The organism is Microbacterium sp. NPDC091662, from assembly GCF_044756705.1.
Lineage (GTDB): Bacteria > Actinomycetota > Actinomycetes > Actinomycetales > Microbacteriaceae > Microbacterium.
Map to the genome: position 1 here is coordinate 695,524 of NZ_JBIVTM010000002.1, position 17,536 is coordinate 713,059.

The 17,536-nt window shown below is 68.4% G+C and carries 16 protein-coding genes; 10 read left to right on the forward strand and 6 right to left on the reverse strand.

Translation table 11 applies throughout. The annotated features are described in order from the left end of the window. The first annotated feature begins 25 nt into the window (after positions 1 to 25). Both ACIQLD_RS16670 and ACIQLD_RS16675 read left to right on the forward strand, forming a co-directional pair. Positions 26 to 4,618 (forward strand): ExeM/NucH family extracellular endonuclease, encoded by a 4,593-nt coding sequence (locus ACIQLD_RS16670; RefSeq protein ID WP_402609753.1) that lies wholly within the window; start codon positions 26 to 28, stop codon positions 4,616 to 4,618. Between the two features lie 114 nt (positions 4,619 to 4,732). After that, entirely contained in the window at positions 4,733 to 5,104 is a 372-nt protein-coding gene (locus tag ACIQLD_RS16675; protein ID WP_402609755.1) for a hypothetical protein, read from the forward strand. Positions 5,105 to 5,107: 3 nt separating this feature from the next. On the opposite strand, the gene ACIQLD_RS16680 is transcribed toward ACIQLD_RS16675, so the two are convergent. Next, positions 5,108 to 5,731: a glyoxalase gene (locus tag ACIQLD_RS16680; protein WP_402609757.1), complete on the reverse strand. Its 624-nt coding sequence runs from the start codon at positions 5,729 to 5,731 to the stop codon at positions 5,108 to 5,110. Between the two features lie 102 nt (positions 5,732 to 5,833). On the opposite strand from ACIQLD_RS16680, the gene ACIQLD_RS16685 reads away from it, so the two are divergent. The 3 genes from ACIQLD_RS16685 to ACIQLD_RS16695 are packed head-to-tail and all read left to right on the forward strand — an operon-like array spanning position 5,834 to position 9,326. Beyond that, positions 5,834 to 6,346 (forward strand): DUF3817 domain-containing protein, encoded by a 513-nt coding sequence (locus tag ACIQLD_RS16685; RefSeq protein WP_387182917.1) that lies wholly within the window; start codon positions 5,834 to 5,836, stop codon positions 6,344 to 6,346. Continuing rightward, positions 6,343 to 7,929, forward strand: coding sequence for a glutamine-hydrolyzing GMP synthase (gene guaA / locus ACIQLD_RS16690; protein WP_402609759.1), 1,587 nt, complete (start codon positions 6,343 to 6,345; stop codon positions 7,927 to 7,929). Before ACIQLD_RS16685 ends, guaA begins: the two co-directional genes overlap by 4 nt. An 8-nt stretch (positions 7,930 to 7,937) precedes the next feature. After that, positions 7,938 to 9,326: a glycosyltransferase gene (locus tag ACIQLD_RS16695; protein WP_402609761.1), complete on the forward strand. Its 1,389-nt coding sequence runs from the start codon at positions 7,938 to 7,940 to the stop codon at positions 9,324 to 9,326. 105 nt (positions 9,327 to 9,431) lie between these two features. Here the strand turns inward: ACIQLD_RS16695 and ACIQLD_RS16700 are convergent, their stop codons facing one another. Next, entirely contained in the window at positions 9,432 to 10,097 is a 666-nt protein-coding gene (locus ACIQLD_RS16700) for a DNA alkylation repair protein (RefSeq protein WP_402609763.1), read from the reverse strand. Between the two features lie 130 nt (positions 10,098 to 10,227). On the opposite strand from ACIQLD_RS16700, the gene ACIQLD_RS16705 reads away from it, so the two are divergent. Beyond that, a complete protein-coding gene (locus ACIQLD_RS16705; RefSeq protein ID WP_402609765.1) occupies positions 10,228 to 10,653 on the forward strand; it encodes a YciI family protein in 426 nt (141 codons plus the stop codon). A 13-nt stretch (positions 10,654 to 10,666) separates the two neighbouring features. Further along, entirely contained in the window at positions 10,667 to 11,962 is a 1,296-nt protein-coding gene (locus ACIQLD_RS16710; protein WP_402609767.1) for an RNA polymerase sigma factor, read from the forward strand. 79 nt (positions 11,963 to 12,041) lie between these two features. Here the strand turns inward: ACIQLD_RS16710 and ACIQLD_RS16715 are convergent, their stop codons facing one another. Both ACIQLD_RS16715 and ACIQLD_RS16720 read right to left on the reverse strand, forming a co-directional pair. Continuing rightward, the gene (locus tag ACIQLD_RS16715) at positions 12,042 to 12,314 is read right to left on the reverse strand and encodes a GlsB/YeaQ/YmgE family stress response membrane protein (protein WP_402609769.1); all 273 of its coding nucleotides are present in this window, start codon (positions 12,312 to 12,314) and stop codon (positions 12,042 to 12,044) included. A gap of 167 nt (positions 12,315 to 12,481) precedes the next feature. Continuing rightward, complete coding sequence (locus ACIQLD_RS16720) at positions 12,482 to 13,408, reverse strand: Bax inhibitor-1/YccA family protein (protein WP_021198884.1); 927 nt, start codon at positions 13,406 to 13,408, stop codon at positions 12,482 to 12,484. Positions 13,409 to 13,498: 90 nt separating this feature from the next. Here ACIQLD_RS16720 and ACIQLD_RS16725 point away from each other — a divergent pair, with 90 nt between their 5' ends. After that, positions 13,499 to 14,485, forward strand: coding sequence for a glycerophosphodiester phosphodiesterase family protein (locus ACIQLD_RS16725; protein ID WP_402609773.1), 987 nt, complete (start codon positions 13,499 to 13,501; stop codon positions 14,483 to 14,485). A 25-nt stretch (positions 14,486 to 14,510) separates the two neighbouring features. On the opposite strand, the gene ACIQLD_RS16730 is transcribed toward ACIQLD_RS16725, so the two are convergent. Together ACIQLD_RS16730 and ACIQLD_RS16735 are read right to left on the reverse strand one after the other, a co-directional pair. After that, on the reverse strand, positions 14,511 to 14,972 hold the full coding sequence (locus ACIQLD_RS16730; protein WP_402609775.1) for a hemerythrin domain-containing protein: 462 nt from the start codon (positions 14,970 to 14,972) through the stop codon (positions 14,511 to 14,513). An 85-nt stretch (positions 14,973 to 15,057) separates the two neighbouring features. After that, positions 15,058 to 15,456 carry a YccF domain-containing protein gene (locus tag ACIQLD_RS16735; RefSeq protein ID WP_021198881.1) on the reverse strand — a complete coding sequence of 133 codons (399 nt, stop codon included), beginning with the start codon at positions 15,454 to 15,456 and terminating at the stop codon, positions 15,058 to 15,060. Positions 15,457 to 15,545: 89 nt separating this feature from the next. Between ACIQLD_RS16735 and ACIQLD_RS16740 the strand changes: the two genes are divergently transcribed. Beyond that, positions 15,546 to 16,505, forward strand: coding sequence for an ABC transporter ATP-binding protein (locus ACIQLD_RS16740; protein ID WP_402609778.1), 960 nt, complete (start codon positions 15,546 to 15,548; stop codon positions 16,503 to 16,505). Then, the gene (locus ACIQLD_RS16745) at positions 16,502 to 17,521 is read left to right on the forward strand and encodes an ABC transporter permease (protein ID WP_402609780.1); all 1,020 of its coding nucleotides are present in this window, start codon (positions 16,502 to 16,504) and stop codon (positions 17,519 to 17,521) included. The genes ACIQLD_RS16740 and ACIQLD_RS16745 overlap by 4 nt, the downstream gene beginning before the upstream one ends. Positions 17,522 to 17,536 lie beyond the last annotated feature (15 nt).

Genomic DNA, 17,536 nt, shown 5'->3' on the forward strand with positions numbered 1-17,536 from the left:
GTCCGCTCCAGACGAGGGGAACCGCATGGCTCCCGTCTCGCACCGTAGAAGTCGGGGGCGCATCGGCGCTCTCGCCGTGACCTGCGTCGCCGCGCTGAGCTTCGGCTCGCTGGCCGCCGTTCCCGCCACAGCCGACACCTCGGGCACGGGGGTGGTGATCAACGAGGCGTATCTCTCCGGCGGCAGCGCCGGAGCGGCGTTCAAGAACAAGTTCGTCGAGCTGTACAACCCCACCTCTGCCCCGGTCACGCTCGACGGCATGTCGCTGCAGTACCGCTCGGCGAACGGTACGGCCGCGTTCAACGGTGTGGCGCCGCTCACCGGCGTCATCCCCGCCGGGGGCTACTACCTGGTGCAGGGAAACAGCAACGGCGCGAACGGTGCCGAACTGCCCGCTCCGGATGCCGTCAGCACCCTGACGCCGAGCGGCACCAACGGCACGCTCGCCCTCGTCGAAGGCACTGCCGCCGTGTCGCTCGCACCCGGTTCGGCCGTGGGCGTCGACGGCGTCGTCGACCTGCTCGGCTACGGCACCTCCAACACCTTCGAGGGCACGGCGGCCACCGCACCCTCCGGCAACACCGACGTCAAGTCCCTGAACCGCACCGGTGGCGTCGACACCGACGTCAACAGCGCCGACTTCACGCTCTCCGCCACGATCACCCCGCAGAACTCCGGCGACACCGACCCGGGCACAGGTCCCGGCACCGACCCGACCACGGCCACCATCGCCGAAGTCCAGGGCACGACCGACGTCTCTCCGTTGAACGGTCAGACTGTGCAGGTCGAGGGTGTCGTCACCGCCGACTACCGCACCGGCGGTTACAAGGGCATCGTCATCCAGACCCAGGGCTCCGGCGGCACGACGGACGCGACGCCCGGCGCCTCGGACGGCGTCTTCGTCTTCCTGAACGCCCTGAATCCCACCCTCGCGATCGGCGACCTCGTCTCGGTGACGGGCTCTGTGAGCGAGTACTTCGGACAGACGCAGATCAACCCGGCTGCGGCCGCCGATGTCTCCGTCGTCACCGCCGGTGTCGGGGTTCCCGCCGTCACACCGCTGCCCGCCACCCTGCAGGGTGCCGACCGCGAGCAGTACGAGAACATGTACGTGGCTCCGGAAGGCACCTACCGTCTCGCTTCCAGCCACCAGCTCTTCAACTTCGGAACGCTCTGGCTGAACGCCGGCGACGCACTCGCCGTGAAGAGCACCGAGACCACCCGTCCGGGTGACGCGGCGGCAGCGATCGCCGCGGCCAACCGGGCCAACCGCATCCTGCTCGACGACGGCTGGTCGATCCAGGTGTCCAACAGTGGACACCCCGGTGAGCAGCCGTACTTCACGAAGGACACGGTGGTCCGCAACGGCGACACCGTCGACTTCGGCGACAACGGGTACGTGCTGCAGTGGGGCTTCAACGACTGGCGCCTGCAGCCGGTCGTGCCGATCGACGACTCCTCGTCGGCCGACCTCAAGGTCGGCTTCGAGGCGACGAACCCGCGCACCGACAGTGCGCCGTCCGTGGGCGGCGACGTCCAGGTCGCGTCCTTCAACGTCTACAACTACTTCACGACGCTGAAGAGCGAGAACTCCAACGCCCGAGGCGCGGCGAACGCGGCGCAGTTCGCGATCCAGAAGTCCAAGATCGTCGCGGCGATCAACGGACTGGATGCCGAGATCGTGTCGCTCATGGAGATCGAGAACTCGGTGAAGCTGGGCAAGCCCATCGACACGGCCCTCAAAGACCTGGTCGCCGGGCTCAACGCCGACGCCGGAAGCGATGTGTGGGGCTACGTGCCCACGCCCGCCGCTCTGAACGACGCGGCGACGACCGACTTCATCACCAACGCGATCATCTACAAGAAGGATGCGGTCAAGCGCGTCGGCGACAGCGTCACCGTCACCGACGAGACGGTGTGGGGCAACGCCCGCGAGCCGATCGCGCAGGCGTTCGACATCGACGGCCGCGTCGTCACGGTCGTGGCGAACCACCTCAAGTCGAAGTCGCCGCCCGAGGGCGCGGGAGCCGAGCCGGCCGACGGACAGGGCTTCTTCAACGCCGACCGCGTGAAGCAGGCGAATGCGATCCTCGCCTTCACCGCCGAGATCGAGAAGACCACCGGCAGCGGCGACATGCTGCTGATCGGCGACTTCAACGCCTACGGCAAGGAAGACCCGATCGACGTGTTCACCTCGAACGGGTGGAGCGACCTGGTCGCCGACAAGGCTGCCGGCCAGTACACGTACTCGTTCGACGGCGAGCTCGGCTCGCTCGACCACGTGATCGCGTCGCCGTCGCTCGCCTCGTCGATCACGGGCGCCGGAGTGTGGGGCATCAACTCCCCGGAGTGGAGCGACCGCGGCTACGCGTTCGGCGCCACCGAGCAGGGAACGCCCTACCGTTCCAGCGACCACGACCCCATCATCGTCGGCGTCTCCTCGGAGATCCCGCCGGTGAGCATCGACGTCGTCACGGTGAACGACTTCCACGGTCGGATCGAGGCCGACGGCGCTGCCGCAGGTGCGGCGGTCCTGGCCGGTGCGGTCAAGCAGTTCCGTGAGGCGAACCCGAACACGATCTTCGCCGGTGCCGGCGACCTGATCGGCGCATCGACGTTCACCTCGTTCATCAACGACGACAACCCCACGATCGACGCCCTCAACGCGGCCGGCCTCGACGTCAGTGCTGCGGGCAACCACGAGTTCGATCAGGGCTGGGAAGACCTGCGCGATCGTGTGCAGGAGCGCGCGGACTGGGAGTACATCTCCTCGAACGTGTTCGTCACCGAGACCGGCGAGCCCGCGCTCGCTCCGGCCTGGGTGAAGGAGCTCGACGGTGTGCGGGTCGGATTCGTCGGTGCGGTCACCGAAGACCTCGACTCGCTCGTCTCGCCCGAGGGCATCAAGGACCTCGAGGTCCGCAGCATCGTCGACTCCGTGAACGCGGTGGCCGACGACCTGCGTGACGGCGACGAGTCCAACGGCGAGGCGGATGTGGTCATCCTGCTCGTCCACGAGGGCGCATCCAGCGTCGAACTCTCCAGCATCACTCCGGACTCGCCCCTCGGCGAGATCGTCTACGGGGTCGACGACGACGTGGACGCCATCGTGTCGGCGCACACCCACCTCGCCTACAACCACGTGATCGACGGCCGCCCGGTCGTCTCGGCGGGGCAGTACGGCGAGAACCTGGGCCTGATGAACATCAAGGTCGACCCGAAGACGAAGGACCTGATCTCGATCACCAACGAGATCAAGCCCCTCACCGCTGCGGGCAAGCCGCTGTACCCGGCCGTCCCCGAGGTCGCAGAAATCGTGGCCAAGGCGAAGGCCGAGGCCGATGTGCTGGGCGCGATCAAGGTCGGCGACATCACGGCCGACTTCAACCGTGCGCGTCAGAGCGACGGAAAGACGGAGAACCGCGGTGGCGAGTCCACCATCGGCAACTTCGTCGCCGATGTGCAGAAGTGGTCCACGGGCGCCGATGTGGCGATCATGAACCCGGGCGGCATCCGTGCGAACCTCACGTACGCCTCGGCCGGCGCCTCCGACCCAGACGGCAACGTCACCTACCGCGAGGCGGCGACGGTGCAGCCCTTCGCGAACACGCTGGTGACGCTGACCCTCACCGGTGCGCAGCTGAAGGGCGTCCTCGAGGAGCAGTGGCAGCCGGCGGGTTCCGCTCGTCCGTTCCTGAAGCTCGGAGTCTCGGAGGGGCTGGTCTACACCTATGATCCCACCGCGGCGCAGGGTTCGAGGATCACCTCGATCACGCTCAACGGCACAGCGCTCGACCCGGCCGCGAACTACACGGTCGCCGCCAACTCGTTCCTCGCGGCGGGTGGAGACAACTTCTTCACCTTCAAGGAGGGCACGGGCAAGCGCGACACCGGCAAGGTCGATCTGCAGTCCATGGTCGACTGGTTCGACGCGAACAAGACCGCGAGCCCCGACTACGCCCAGCGTGCGGTCGGTGTGGCGGTCAGCCCCGCGGATGCCGACGGCTACAGTGCCGGCGACCAGGTGACCGTGTCGCTCTCCTCGCTGGCGTTCAGCGCGGGCGAGCCGGCTCCGGGCGAGGTGTCGCTGTCGCTCGGCGGCACGCAGCTCGCGGCTGGTGCGGTCGACCCGGCGGTCGTCGACACCACCGACGAGGGCGGGCGTGCCAGCCTGACCTTCACGGTGCCGTCCGGCGTCTTCGGCGAGCAGGTGCTCACCGTGAACGTCGCCGGCACCGGAACCACGGTGCAGGTGCCGTTCACGATCGCGGGAGAAGCCGAGTTCGCCGGCACGATCGCCCTCGGCTCGTCGAAGGTGACCGCGGGCAAGACCCTCAAGGTCACCGGCGAGGGCTACGTGCCCGGCGAGACCGTGAGCATCGAGCTGCGTCCGAAGAAGGGCAAGCCGGTGCAGGTCGGTACCGTCCAGGTCGGCGCAGACGGCACGTTCAGCACCTCGGTCACCGTGCCGAAGAGCGCTCCGTCGGGCAAGTACACCGTTGCTGCGGCTCAGGCCGATGGAGACGCGGCCACCGCCACCGTCACCGTCAACCGCGCCGGCGGCATCATCGGGGCGATCCTCGACTGGCTCTGGGAACTCCTGACCCGGTGGTTCTGATCGGGGAAGAGCGGTTCTGATCCGGTAGACGGATGACACAGGCGAAGGCCGTCGGGAGCGATCCCGGCGGCCTTCGTCGTCGGATGCCGCCGAGGCCGATGCTAGATTTCCCCGATGGGAGACACGGTGAGCACCGCCATGCCGACCGCCGCCGGCTGGTACGAGGTCGCACGTCAGACGCAGCGGTGGTGGGACGGTCATCGCTGGGGCGAGGATGTCATGCGGCAGGGACGACGGACGACGGTGACGGCGGTGCGACAGGCGGCGATCCGGATGCAATGGGCTGCGGTGGTGATCGGCACCGTCGCGTGGGTGGCGTTCCTGGTGTTGTCGTTCAGCTTCGGAGCGAGCGCGGCCTTCGCGCTCGCGGGGCTGCCGCTCTTCGGCAGCGCGGCGATCGTCTTCGCGGCGATCGCTGGTTCGCGGCTGATCGCCGCCCTTCCTCCCACCTCGGGCGAGGCGACGCCACCGCAGCAGGCGCCATAACCCTCAAGCGCTCACGGCGACCGGAGCCCACACGAAGCCGTCGGGATCCACGGCAGCGCCGAGTACGCCGTTGACCGTGATCCGGTGCGAGCCGGAGCCGTCCGCCGGCACTCCCGCGTCCTTCGCGAGAGAGGCGTGGCGGTACAGGCCGAGTCCGATGGGGCTCGCTCCCGTGTCGAACTGCACGTAGCTGCGCCCGAAGCTCTTGCCCACGGGGATGCCGCGCTCGGCGTAGAAGGTCTTCGAGGCGACCACGTCGTCCGCACCGAGCAGGAGGATGATCTCGTCGACAGTGCGGCTCGGGGGAGCGGCGTCCTTCTTCGCCGAGGTGGCGACCTTCCAGATCGCGCCGTCCGGCGCCTGGATCGTGCCGCCGACGCCCCAGAGAGACTTCGACACCGGCTTGATGATGGTGGCACCGCCCGCGACCGCTGCATCGACGAGGGCGTGCACGTTCGCCGGCTGCGAGACGACGAGCGACAGGGTGTAGCCGCGGAAGCCCGAGGTCTCGGTGTCCGCGGTGCGGAACCGCAGGCGATCGCCGAGGTCGAAGGCCTGCGTGTAGAAGGAGCGGGCGGCGTCCACATCGGGGACGTCGAGGGTGAGGGAATCGATGGTGGTGTTCATGTCGACGACGCTACGAGCGTGGCTTCGCGCGCGCTTCTCGATTCCTGACCGATGCGTCTGCGACCGGAATCGACACGAATTCCCGGCGGCTAGACTGGACGCATGCCCGAACCGAAAGTCGCCAGCTTTCCGGCGATCCGCGGTGCGCTGAAGTTCTACCAGATCGCGTCGATCATCACAGGAGTCATGCTGCTCCTGCTGCTGACCGAGATGGTGCTGAAGTACACGCCGATCCACCTCGAGCTCTTCATGGGAGGCTCCGGAGGACCGCTCTGGTTCGCCGGAGTGCTCGCCGGGCCCGACTGCCAGTGGTGGTCGCTCTTCGCCCCGATGACCAACTCCTGCGAGATGACCTCGCTGGGCGACGGGTTCAACCTGTCGCTGTTCATCCTGGTGGCGCACGGCTGGTTCTACGTCGTCTACCTCTTCGCGTGTTTCCGCATGTGGAGTCTGATGCGCTGGCGCTTCCCGCGCTTCATCCTGCTCGCGCTCGGCGGTGTCGTGCCGCTGCTGTCGTTCTTCATGGAGGCTGTCGTCGCCCGTGAAGTCAAGACCTATCTCGCCACCAGAGAGGCCGCCGAGGCCTCCACCCCCGCCCCGGAAGGTGTCCGTTGACCGAACAGTCCGAGACCCAGCAGCGTCCTGCGCTCGTCGTCGACTTCGGCGCGCAGTACGCGCAGCTGATCGCCCGTCGAGTCCGCGAAGCGGGCGTCTACAGCGAGATCGTGCCCCACACGGCCACGGCCGAGGAGATCGCCGCCAAGAACCCGGTGGCCATCATCCTCTCCGGCGGCCCTTCGTCGGTGTACGAGGAGGGCGCACCGAAGCTCGACCCGGCGGTCTTCGACCTCGGGGTCCCGACGCTCGGCATCTGCTACGGCTTCCAGTACATGGCGCAGACGCTCGGCGGCGAGGTCGCGAACACCGGCCTGCGCGAGTACGGCGCGACGGACGCCGTCATCACGGGTGACGGTGGAACGCTGCTCGGCGGCCAACCCGCAGCGCAGAACGTCTGGATGAGCCATGGTGACCAGGTCGCCAAGGCACCAGAGGGCTTCGACGTGCTCGCGACGACGGATGCGACCAAGGTCGCGGCCTTCGCCAACGAGGAGCGCGGCTTCTACGGCGTGCAGTGGCACCCCGAGGTCAAGCACTCCGACCACGGCCAGCGCGTGCTCGAGAACTTCCTGCACAAGGGAGCGGGCCTCGCCTCCGACTGGAACAGCGGCAACGTGATCGCCGAGCAGATCGAGCGCATCCGCGAGCAGGTGGGCGACGCCCGCGTCATCTCCGCTCTCTCCGGCGGCGTCGACTCCGCGGTCTCCACCGCGCTCGTGCACAAGGCGATCGGCGACCAGCTGACGGCCGTCTTCGTCGACCACGGGCTTCTCCGCAAGGGCGAGCGCGAGCAGGTCGAGACGGACTACGTGGAGTCCACGGGTGTGCGTCTGATCACGGTCGACGCGGCAGAGACCTTCCTCGGACACCTCGAGGGCGTGACCGACCCCGAGGAGAAGCGCAAGATCATCGGTCGCGAGTTCATCCGCGCGTTCGAGAAGGTGCAGCTCGACCTGGTCGCCGAGGCCAAGGCATCGGGCGGCGCTCCCGTGAAGTTCCTGGTGCAGGGCACGCTCTACCCGGACGTCGTCGAGTCCGGTGGTGGCGCCGGCACCGCGAACATCAAGTCGCACCACAACGTGGGCGGCCTTCCCGACGACCTCGACTTCGAGCTGATCGAACCGCTGCGCGCCCTGTTCAAGGACGAGGTGCGAGCGATCGGCCGCGAGCTCGGCATTCCCGAGGCGATCGTCGGACGCCAGCCGTTTCCGGGGCCCGGCCTCGGTATCCGGATCATCGGTGAGGTCACCGCTGACCGTCTCGAGATTCTGCGTGAGGCCGACGCCATCGCCCGCGAGGAGCTGACGAAGGCCGGCCTCGACCAGGAGATCTGGCAGTGCCCTGTCGTGCTGCTGGCCGACGTGCGCTCGGTGGGCGTGCAGGGCGATGGCCGCACCTACGGCCACCCGATCGTGCTGCGTCCGGTGTCGAGTGAAGACGCCATGACCGCCGACTGGACGCGCCTGCCGTACGACGTGCTGTCGAAGATCTCGAACCGCATCACGAACGGTGTCCGCGACGTCAACCGCGTCGTGCTCGACGTCACGTCGAAGCCGCCGGGGACGATCGAGTGGGAGTAGGGAGCGCGATGCTCCCAGACGCGGCGCCGGTGCTTCCCGACGCCGAGTACGTGGTGCTGTCCAGCCGGCTCATCCCCGGCATGGACGGCGGGTACACGATCGCGACGCTCACCCGTGCACGCCAGCTCGCTGCCGCCGGGGTGGGCGGCGGTGCGGGTCCGCAGCTGCTCACGTTCGACCCGGGGACCGCGGCCGACCACGCTGTGCACCGACAGACCTTCGTCGAGCAGGGTGCACTCGTCGACCCGTCGCGGATGCGCAACCTCTTCGACGAGGCCGTGGCTCCTGACGGGGGAGCGGCCGACTGGCTGCGTGCTGCCGCCGACGCCGCGGTGAGCGCCGATCCTGACGTGGAGTACCGGGTGCTGACCGACTCCGAGGGGCGACCGTTCGCGGCGCTTCCGGTGATCCCTGGCAACCCGGACTGGCACCTGACCGAGGAGCCCGTCCTCGTCTACGGTGCCTCGGGCGAGGTCGTCGGCGCGCTGCACGGGTTCCGCGGGCTCTACCTGGCATGGCTCGAGAAGGTCACGGCGGCGTTCGGCGACCGTCAGATCATCGTGATCTGCGAGTCCCGACAACTGGGCGAGCTCATCGCCGACTGGTCCGACCCGCGAGTGCGCATCCTGCACACGATCCACACCATGCACGTGGAGGCGCCGTACACTCCGGACGCCCCGATGAACACGCTCTGGACGCGCTGGTTCCGCCTGGCCGATCGCTTCGATGCCGTGATCTGGCCGACCGCCACGCAGCGCGACGACGTCGTGGCACGCTTCGGATCCGCGGCCTCCCACGTCCTGGTGCCGAACCCCATCGCCCCGGTCGAGCGCCGCGACGATCTGCGCGAACCCGGCCTGGTGGTCGTGCTCGGCCGCCTCGCTCCGGGCAAGCGCATCGATCAGGCCATCCGTGCGTTCCTCGCCGCAGACGTCGACGGCGCACGGATGGAGATCTGGGGCGGCGGGCCCGAAGAGGATCGGCTGCGCGCACTGATCGAGGAGCTCGACGCGGGAGACCGTGTGCTGCTCGCGGGCTACACCGATTCGCCCGGTACCGTGCTCGATCGGGCGTCGATGATCGTCACGGCCACCGCTTACGAAGGCCAGCCGCTGTCGATCGTCGAGTCGCTGCTGCACGGGACTCCCGTCGTGTCGTACGACGCCCGCTACGGCATCCGTGACGTGCTGGCACAGGGCGGTGGCGTCCTGGTCCCGAGCGGTGACGTCGATGCGCTGGGGGAGGCGATCCACGCGCTGCTGACCGATCCCGATCGCCTCGCTGCGCTGAGCGCTGAGGCCCCGTCGGTTGCTGCAGCCTGGAGCCCGCAGCGTTCGCTCGACGCCCTCACCGCGGTGATCGCCGACGTCGCCGCGCGCCCGTCCCGTCGCGCCTGAGACGTCCGCGAGCGACGCGCTCCGGTTGCAGTTCCTGCCGCCTCTGCGTAACCGGAGCGACAGCAAGTGCGACCGGAGCGACAGCAAGTGCGACCGGAGCGCCGTCTAGAGCAGTTTCAGCGCCTCGCGGCGGGAGAGCGGCGACAGCTCGTGCGACTCGACGAAGGTGCGCACCCACGCCGGGTCGGTCTTGCCGAGCTCGCGCAGCGCCCAGCCGATGGCCTTGCGAATGAAGAACTCGGCATCGGCGAGATTCGGTTCGATCACCGTGGCGAGCAGCTCGCGATCGGTGGCGTCTCTGCGTCCGAGCTGTGAGATGATGCTCGCCCGGCGCACCCAGAAGTCGTCGTCGCGCGACCACGTCCGCAACACCGGCGTCATCTCGGCTGGGTGCGCATCGAGCGTCTCGGTGAGCCGATGAGAGACCTCGTCGACGTGATCCCACCACGCTCCTGTGCGGATCATCTCCTCGTGCACATCGAGCATGTCGAGTCGGGCGCGCACCGGCCGCAGGGCCATCAGAGCACTCGCGGCGTAGCGCTCCTCGCGGAACGCCGCCTCCCGCCACAGCACGAGTGCCGTACCGCGCAGCACCGCCGCCTGCTTCACCTCGCGCGCGAGACCACGCGTGACCGCTCGCACGCGGGGAACGCGCGCGCCGAGAAACGGCAGCGCCGACTTCATGTACGCCTGCTGGGCGGGTGCCAGAGTCGGATCGGCCTCTTGACGGAGTGCGGATCGGATGCTCTGCACGAGGTCTGCGGCGGTCACGGGAGCGAGTCTACGACCGCCCCGAGAGCTTCTTCAGAGAGAATTCCGGGATGATGTCGATCCGGGCCGTTCCCGTTCGACGTCATTGATGAGAGGGTCGAGAGACGACCCCTCGAACAAGGAGAACATCATGAAGTTCATGCTCATCATGCGCGCGACCGACGAGGCTGTCGAGGCGTACAAGGAGACCCCGTTCGAGCAGGTCATCGAGGCCATGGGGCGGTACAACGAGTCGATGATCAAGGCCGGTGTGCTCGTGGCGGGCGAAGGTCTGACCGACGCGTCCGAAGGCTTCGTCGTCGACTTCAGCACCGAGAAGCCGCTCATCACCGACGGCCCCTACGGCGAGACCAAGGAGCTCTTCAACGGCTTCTGGATCGTCGAGGTCCCGACGCGCGAAGAGGCCGCCGAGTGGGCCAGTCGTGCGCCGCTCGGACGCGGCTCGTACCTCGAGGTGCGTCGGGTGACCGGCGTCGAGGACTTCCCCGCCGACAACGAGTGGATCCAGAAGGAGGCGGGCTGGCGCGAGGAAGCGGAACAGCGCGCCCAGCAGTGACGGAACGACCGCGATGACCTCTCCCGCGCACAGCGAAGCGGCGCGCTCGGCACCCGACTCCGGGTCTGCGGAGCGCGCCGTCGCCGCTGTCTGGCGCATCGAGTCCGCGCGCATCGTCGGTGCGCTCACCCGTATGGTCGGCGACTTCGGTCTCGCGGAAGATCTGGCGCAGGAGGCGTTGGTCGACGCACTGCGGCAGTGGCCCGTCGACGGCGTACCGCGCAACGCCGGGGCGTGGCTCACCGCGGTCGCGAAGCGCAAGGCCATCGACCGGTGGCGACGACAGGAGCGTCTGGACGAGAGGGTCGCTCTGCTCGCGCACGACCTGGAGCAGGAACAGCGAGAGGGGGACGACCTGCTGTGGGACCCGGATGCCGTCGACGACGACGTGCTGCGTCTGATCTTCATCTCCTGTCACCCGGTGCTCTCGAAGGAGGCGCAGGTGGCTCTGACGCTGCGGGTGGTGGGTGGGCTGTCCAGCGAGGAGATCGCCCGCGCGTTCCTCGTGCCCACCGCCACCGTGCAGCAGCGCATCGTACGGGCGAAGAAGACGCTCGCCGCCGCGAACGCCCCGTTCGAGGTGCCCCCTCGCGAGGAACGCGGGCACCGCATCGGGGCGATCCTCGGTGTGCTGTATCTGATCTTCAACGAGGCTCATGCCGCGAGCAGCGGCCCCGAGTGGATGCGCCCCGAGCTGAGCGACGAGGCCATCCGCCTCAGCCGGGTGCTTGCCGCGCTCATGCCGCAGGAGCCCGAGGTGCACGGCCTGCTGGCGCTGATGGAACTGACGGCCGCGCGGTTCGCGGCGCGTGTGGATCGACACGGCGACCCCGTACTGCTGGCCGATCAGGACCGCCGGCGCTGGGATCGTGGCCGCATCACGCGTGGACGAGCGTCGCTGGCGATCGCCGACGCTCTCGGACGCGGGCGCGGTGCCTACTGCCTGCAGGCGGCGATCGCCGAGTGCCATGCGGTGGCGCCGTCTGTCGAGGAGACCGACTGGGAACGGATCGTGCTGCTCTACGAGGCGCTCGGACGGATCTCCCCGTCACCGGTCGTGGAACTCAACCGGGCCGCGGCTGTGGCTATGGCTACGGGACCGGCGTCGGCCCTGCGCGTCATCGATGAGCTGTCGAGCTCGGGAGCGCTGCGGGGCTACCACCTGCTGCCCGCGACGCGCGGCGAACTGCTTCGTCGACTCGGGCGGGAGGAAGAGGCTCGGAGCGAGTTCACCGTCGCTGCTGGACTCGCCGGCAATGATCGGGAACGTTCGCTGCTCGAGCGGAAGGCGCGCGGGGAAGACAGATGACCCGTCCCCAACGGATGCACGAGGCAGCCGTTGGGGACGGGCATCCAGGCGACGCGCGTGGCGTCGACGGTCGGTGGCGTCAGTCGTTGACCTTCTGGCCGCGACCGGTGATCAGGCCGTAGATCAGGAGCACGATGATGGAACCGGCGATGGCGAGGAGCCACGTGCCCAGGTCCCAGAACTCGGTGAGCGGACGGTTGAGGATCAGACTGCCGAGCCATCCGCCGAGCAGTGCGCCCACGACGCCGAGGAGCAGTGTGATGAACCAGCCACCGCCCTGCTTGCCGGGAAGGATCAGCTTGGCGATAGCCCCGGCGATGAGGCCGAGAAGAAGAAAGCCGAGAAAACTCATGGTCAGCTCCTGTGGATCGGGAGCCCCGGGGTGCCGGGGCTTCTGGCTTCTACAGTGCCGACTTCGCGGATCGAGTGCCAACCCCTTGCGCGCATGCCCCCGGATATGCCACGAGGTCCGCCTCCCGGGGGAGACGGACCTCGTGAAGCGGTCGGATCGGTTCGCGGTCAGTTGTTGCCGCGGACGATCGCGATGATGCGCAGGATCTCGACGTAGAGCCAGACGACCGTGACCATGATGCCGAAGGCGCCGAGCCAGCCGTACTTGCGGGGAGCACCGTTGCGGACGCCCTGCTGGATCTGATCGAAGTCGAGCACGAGCGAGTACGCGGCCATGATGACGACGAGCACGCCGATGATGACACCGAGCGGGATGCCGAAGATGTTGGCGCTCAGCAGGCCGAAGGCCTGGCCCTGGGGCAGCACGCCGGTCCACATGAGGACCAGGTTCAGCAGCGAGAAGACGAGGTAGCCGATCATCGCGATCATGAAGATCTTCGTCGCCTTCTTCGACGCGCGGATCTTGCCGCTCGCGAAGAGAGCCAAGGTCACCCCGACGACCGAGACGGTCGCGAGCGTTGCCTGGAAGACGATGCCGGGGTAGATGACCTCGAAGAACGCCGAGATGCCACCGATGAAGAGGCCCTCGAACGCGGCGTAGGCGAAGATCAGCGCGGGCCGGACCTTCTTGCGCGACGTGAAGGTGATGACCATCGCGAGCACGAAGCCGCCGAGCGCGCCGACGATCCACGGCAGCATGCTGACGGGAGCGGGGTTGTACGGGTCATAGCGCGGCACGTCGAGGCCGCCGAGCGTCAGCACCCAGCCGATCGCGGCGGTGACGAGCAGGATGCCGAAGAGGCCGGCGGTCTTCCAGACCGTGTCCTCGACCGACATGCGGTCGGTCTCGATCGCTCCGGCCGGCGGGGCGGCGTACATGCCCTCGAGCTGTGCGTTGGCCGCAGCGTCCATCGCACCGTGCTGGAGCGAGGCGTTCTGCGCGCCCTGGGCAGCCTGAGGTCCGCCCGGGTACGTCGCGACGTTGCGCGGGTCCTGCTGCTGGAAAGCAGGGTTGTTGAAAGCGAAGTTGCTCATTGGTGGGCCTCACTCCAAAGGGGGGTAGTAGGTCTCTTTCCTCCACGATACTCGGGAGGGCGCACCGCCGGGGTGTTCTACGCTGAGAGCGTGCCCAGGAAATCACCCCTCGTCATCGGGCACCGCGGTGCGCCCGGCTATCGCCCGGAGCACAGCCGCTCCTCGTACGAGCTCGCTCTCGCCATGGGGGTGGATGCGGTCGAACCCGACGTCGTGGCGACCAAGGACGGCGTTCTCATCGTGCGGCACGAGAACGAGATCTCGGGCACGACCGACGTGGCAGAGCATCCGGAGTTCGCCGACCGCAAGACGACGAAGCGCGTCGACGGGCAGGCCCTGACCGGATGGTTCAGCGAGGACTTCACCTGGGACGAGCTGTCGACCCTGCGCATCCGCGAGCGGCTGCCGGAGGTGCGGGCGTCGAGCGCGAGCTTCGACGGCGCCCAGCAGATCCTGCGCCTGCGCGACGTGCTCGACATCGTGCGCGACGGGTCTGCGGAGCACGGACGTGAGATCGGCGTTGTGCTCGAGGTCAAGCACGCCACGTACTTCGCGAGCATCGGCCTCGACCTGGCCCCGCTCATCGACCGCGAGCTGCGCGACGCCGGATGGGCTGAGGGCGAGCTGCCGCTGGTGATCGAGTGCTTCGAGTCGACGGTGCTCGGGCAGTTGCGCGAACGCGGGATCTCCGCGTCGTACATCTATCTGATCGAGGCGTCGGGGCGTCCGTACGACCTCCTGGCGGCTGAGGGCAAGCACGCCCGCACGTACAAGGAGACCGTCACCCCGCAGGGACTCGACGACCTCGTCGGTCGGGTCGACGGCATCAGCGTGAGCAAGAAGATGCTGCTCGACCGGGGAAACACGATCGTCGCCGATGCACATGCACGCGGCCTCCTGGTCTTCACGTGGACGTGTCGGCCGGAGAACGCCTTCCTTGCGGCAGAGTTCCGCGGGCCGGGCGGACGCGATGTCTACGGCGACTACGAAGCGGAGTGGGGCGTCATCGCACGCCAGGGCATCGACGGCGTGTTCGTCGACCATCCTGATCTGGGCGTCGCGTTCTTCCGCGGTTGACCTGACCGCGGCAGCCTCGCGGGGCTCAGAGCGGGCCGAGCACGCTCTTCACGTCGCCGACGAGCGTCATCGCGCGCAGCGGTTCGAGGATCTCGCGCTCCTCGAAGCGGAAGTGCGACTCCATGATGGCGGCGACCCCGTCGAGGTGCCCGCCGATCGTCGCGGCGTCGTCGCCGCGCTCGGCCGCACTGCGCAGCGAGGCGAGCAGGTGGGCGAGCATCGAATGGTCCTGCATGAGCTTGTCGATGATTCCGCCGAGCTCGGGGTGTTCCGCCCTCAGAGCCGGGAAGAGCCTGTGATCCTCCGCGCCGTGGTGGCCGTCGAGGGCGGCACAGAATCCGATGCAGTAGAGCAGAAGCTCCGACGTGGCATCGGGGACGTCGGTGCCCTGCTCGAGAGCCTCGCGCGTGGCGGCGAGGGCCGCACGCAGACGGGAATGCGCCGACCGGAGCTCGTGATCCCAGGCGATCAGGCGGGCGGCATCCATCGGGCCAGTGTAGATCGGACCAGTGTAGATCGGGCCAGTGCAGATCGATCCGGTGCAGATCGGATCGATGGAGATCGGGCTCTGCTCAGAGGGTGCGGTCGAAGGCGCCACGGCGGGTGGAGACGATCTCCTTGCCGAGCGGCATGAGCGAGATCGGGACCATTTTGAAGTCGGCGATGCCCATCGGGATGCCGATGATCGTGATGCAGAGCAGAATGCCCGAGACGATGTGTCCGATGGCGAGCCACCATCCGGCCAGGATCACCCACAGCACATTGCCGAGGAACGACCCGACGCCCGCGGTGGGCTTGCTGATGACCTCGCGGCCGAACGGCCAGATCGCGTAGGCGGCGATGCGGAACGAGGCGATCGCCCAGGGGATCGTGATGATCGGGATGCACAGCAGGATGCCGGCCAGGACGTACCCGAGGAACAGGGCCCAGCCGGCGAGGATGACCCAGATGATGTTGAGGATCGTGCGCATGAGCTGATTGTGTCACCCCGGTGCGGCCGGGCCTGAGCATCCGCCCCGAGGTCCCGGAGACGACGGACTCCGGATGCCAGACTGACCGCATGACCGGAATCGTGGTGCAAGACGTCAGCAGAGCGTTCGGGACGGTGCAGGCGGTGAGGGGAGCCACTCTTCGGGCCGAGCCCGGCCGTGTGACCGGCCTCGTGGGGCCGAACGGTGCGGGCAAGACCACCCTTCTGCTGATGCTCGCCTCCCTTCTCGCTCCGGACGCAGGGACGATCCGCGTCGGTGGTGTCGACCCCGCCGTCGATCCGCTCGCCGCACGACGTCTGCTCGGCTGGATGCCGGACGCTCTCGGCGCGTGGCCGTCGCTCACGGCACGGGAGACGATCGTCACGACCGCCCGTCTGTACGGCATCGAGAAGCCGGAGGCCGCGGTCCGTGCGGAGCAGCTGCTCGCCCTCGTCGGTTTGGCCGACCTCGCCGACTCGCCGGCCAAGGTGCTGTCGCGGGGGCAGAAACAGAAGCTGGGCCTGGCCCGCGCCCTGGTGAACGACCCGCAGGTACTGCTCCTCGACGAGCCGGCTTCCGGTCTCGACCCGGAGGCGCGGGTGCAGTTGCGCGTGCTGTTGCGCCGATTCGCGGCAGAGGGGCGCACCGTGCTGATCTCGAGCCACATCCTCTCGGAACTCGAGGAGGTCGTCGACGACGCGGTGTTCCTCGTCGCCGGTGCGGTCGTCGACGCGGCACCGGCGCGGAGCATGCTGCGCGCGTGGCGGGTGCGTCTGGCTGGTGCGACGGAGGAACGGATGAAGGCCGATGCCTGGCAGGTGGCCTCGACCCTCGGTATCGCTCCCGAGTCCCTCTCGCAGGATCGTGGAGCGGTGCTCGTCGGTTTCGAGGGAGAGGACGCCGCTGCACAGTCCCTGCGGCATCTCATCGAGGCGGGGCTCCCGGTCGTGGAGTTCGCTCCGGCGCAGAACCAGCTGGAGCACACATTCTTGAACCTGCAGCATGCGATACCGCCCCAGGCGCCCACGGGAACGGAGGCGGGCGCATGAGCCTCGCGAACATCGGCATCATCGCCCGGCTCGAACTGACCCAGCGCCTGCGCAGCGTGGGTTGGTACGTGCTGCTCGGCGTCTTCGCCCTGGTGCTGCTCGGTGTCACCGGCCTCTCTTTCGCCGTGTACTCCTGGGGCGATGCCGTCGGTGCCGGCGTGTACTCGATCGTCGTCAACGTCGTGCTGCTGCTGGTCGTGCTGGTGTCGCCGACGCTCAGTGGCAACGCGATCAACGGGGATCGGGAGGCCGCGACGCTCGCCGCCGTGCAGGTGACCGCCGCGTCGACCGGTGACATCATGCTCGGCAAGCTCGTGGCTGCCGTTGCGACCGGCGGCGCCTTCCTGGTGGTCGCGGTGCCGTTCCTCGCCTTGTCGCTGCTGGGCGGGGGAGCGAACCTGGCCGTGCTGCTCGTCTCGCTGCTGGTGCTCGCGGCCGAGATCATCATCGTGGCCGCGATCGGGGTCGGACTGAGTGGACTGATCGCGCGTCCGCTGTTCTCCGTCGCGACGACGTACCTGGTGGTCGCCGCCCTCGTGTTCGGAACGCTCATCGCGTTCGGACTCGGCGGCATGGCGGTGCGCAGCGAAGCGACCGTGTACTCGCGCCCGTACGACATGAACGGCGATCCGGACTGCGATCGCTGGGAGGTGAACAGCACCCGGGAGGTGCCTCGGTTCGACCTCGTGTGGTGGACGCTCGCGGCGAATCCCTTCGTCGTGCTCGCCGATGCGACGCCCACCGAGTACGCGACCGGTGGCTACCCTGCCGACCTGTTCGGCCAGATCAAGTACGGACTGCGCAGCGCCCAGCTGTCGCCGCTGGAACAGCGCTGGGACGAGTGCGACCCCGGTGGCGACTACCGCACACCACGCGAGGTGATCGACTCGACGGTGCCGAGTTGGTTCGTCGGCCTCGGAGTGCAGGTCGTCATCGCCGGCTCGCTGTTCGCCGGGGCATGGGCGCGCACGCGGACTCCGGCTCGACGTCTGCCTCCGGGCACGCGTATCGCCTGAGGCCGTTCCCGGGCA

What these genes read in the sequence shown, in the direction of transcription:
- ACIQLD_RS16670 (WP_402609753.1), top strand. Translation starts at nt 26, where the DNA reads ATGGCTCCCGTCTCGCACCGTAGAAGTCGGGGGCGCATCGGCGCTCTC.
- ACIQLD_RS16675 (WP_402609755.1), top strand. Translation starts at nt 4,733, where the DNA reads ATGGGAGACACGGTGAGCACCGCCATGCCGACCGCCGCCGGCTGGTAC.
- ACIQLD_RS16680 (WP_402609757.1), bottom strand. Translation starts at nt 5,731, where the DNA reads ATGAACACCACCATCGATTCCCTCACCCTCGACGTCCCCGATGTGGAC.
- ACIQLD_RS16685 (WP_387182917.1), top strand. Translation starts at nt 5,834, where the DNA reads ATGCCCGAACCGAAAGTCGCCAGCTTTCCGGCGATCCGCGGTGCGCTG.
- ACIQLD_RS16695 (WP_402609761.1), top strand. Translation starts at nt 7,938, where the DNA reads ATGCTCCCAGACGCGGCGCCGGTGCTTCCCGACGCCGAGTACGTGGTG.
- ACIQLD_RS16705 (WP_402609765.1), top strand. Translation starts at nt 10,228, where the DNA reads ATGAAGTTCATGCTCATCATGCGCGCGACCGACGAGGCTGTCGAGGCG.
- ACIQLD_RS16710 (WP_402609767.1), top strand. Translation starts at nt 10,667, where the DNA reads ATGACCTCTCCCGCGCACAGCGAAGCGGCGCGCTCGGCACCCGACTCC.
- ACIQLD_RS16715 (WP_402609769.1), bottom strand. Translation starts at nt 12,314, where the DNA reads ATGAGTTTTCTCGGCTTTCTTCTTCTCGGCCTCATCGCCGGGGCTATC.
- ACIQLD_RS16720 (WP_021198884.1), bottom strand. Translation starts at nt 13,408, where the DNA reads ATGAGCAACTTCGCTTTCAACAACCCTGCTTTCCAGCAGCAGGACCCG.
- ACIQLD_RS16730 (WP_402609775.1), bottom strand. Translation starts at nt 14,972, where the DNA reads ATGGATGCCGCCCGCCTGATCGCCTGGGATCACGAGCTCCGGTCGGCG.
- ACIQLD_RS16735 (WP_021198881.1), bottom strand. Translation starts at nt 15,456, where the DNA reads ATGCGCACGATCCTCAACATCATCTGGGTCATCCTCGCCGGCTGGGCC.
- ACIQLD_RS16740 (WP_402609778.1), top strand. Translation starts at nt 15,546, where the DNA reads ATGACCGGAATCGTGGTGCAAGACGTCAGCAGAGCGTTCGGGACGGTG.
- ACIQLD_RS16745 (WP_402609780.1), top strand. Translation starts at nt 16,502, where the DNA reads ATGAGCCTCGCGAACATCGGCATCATCGCCCGGCTCGAACTGACCCAG.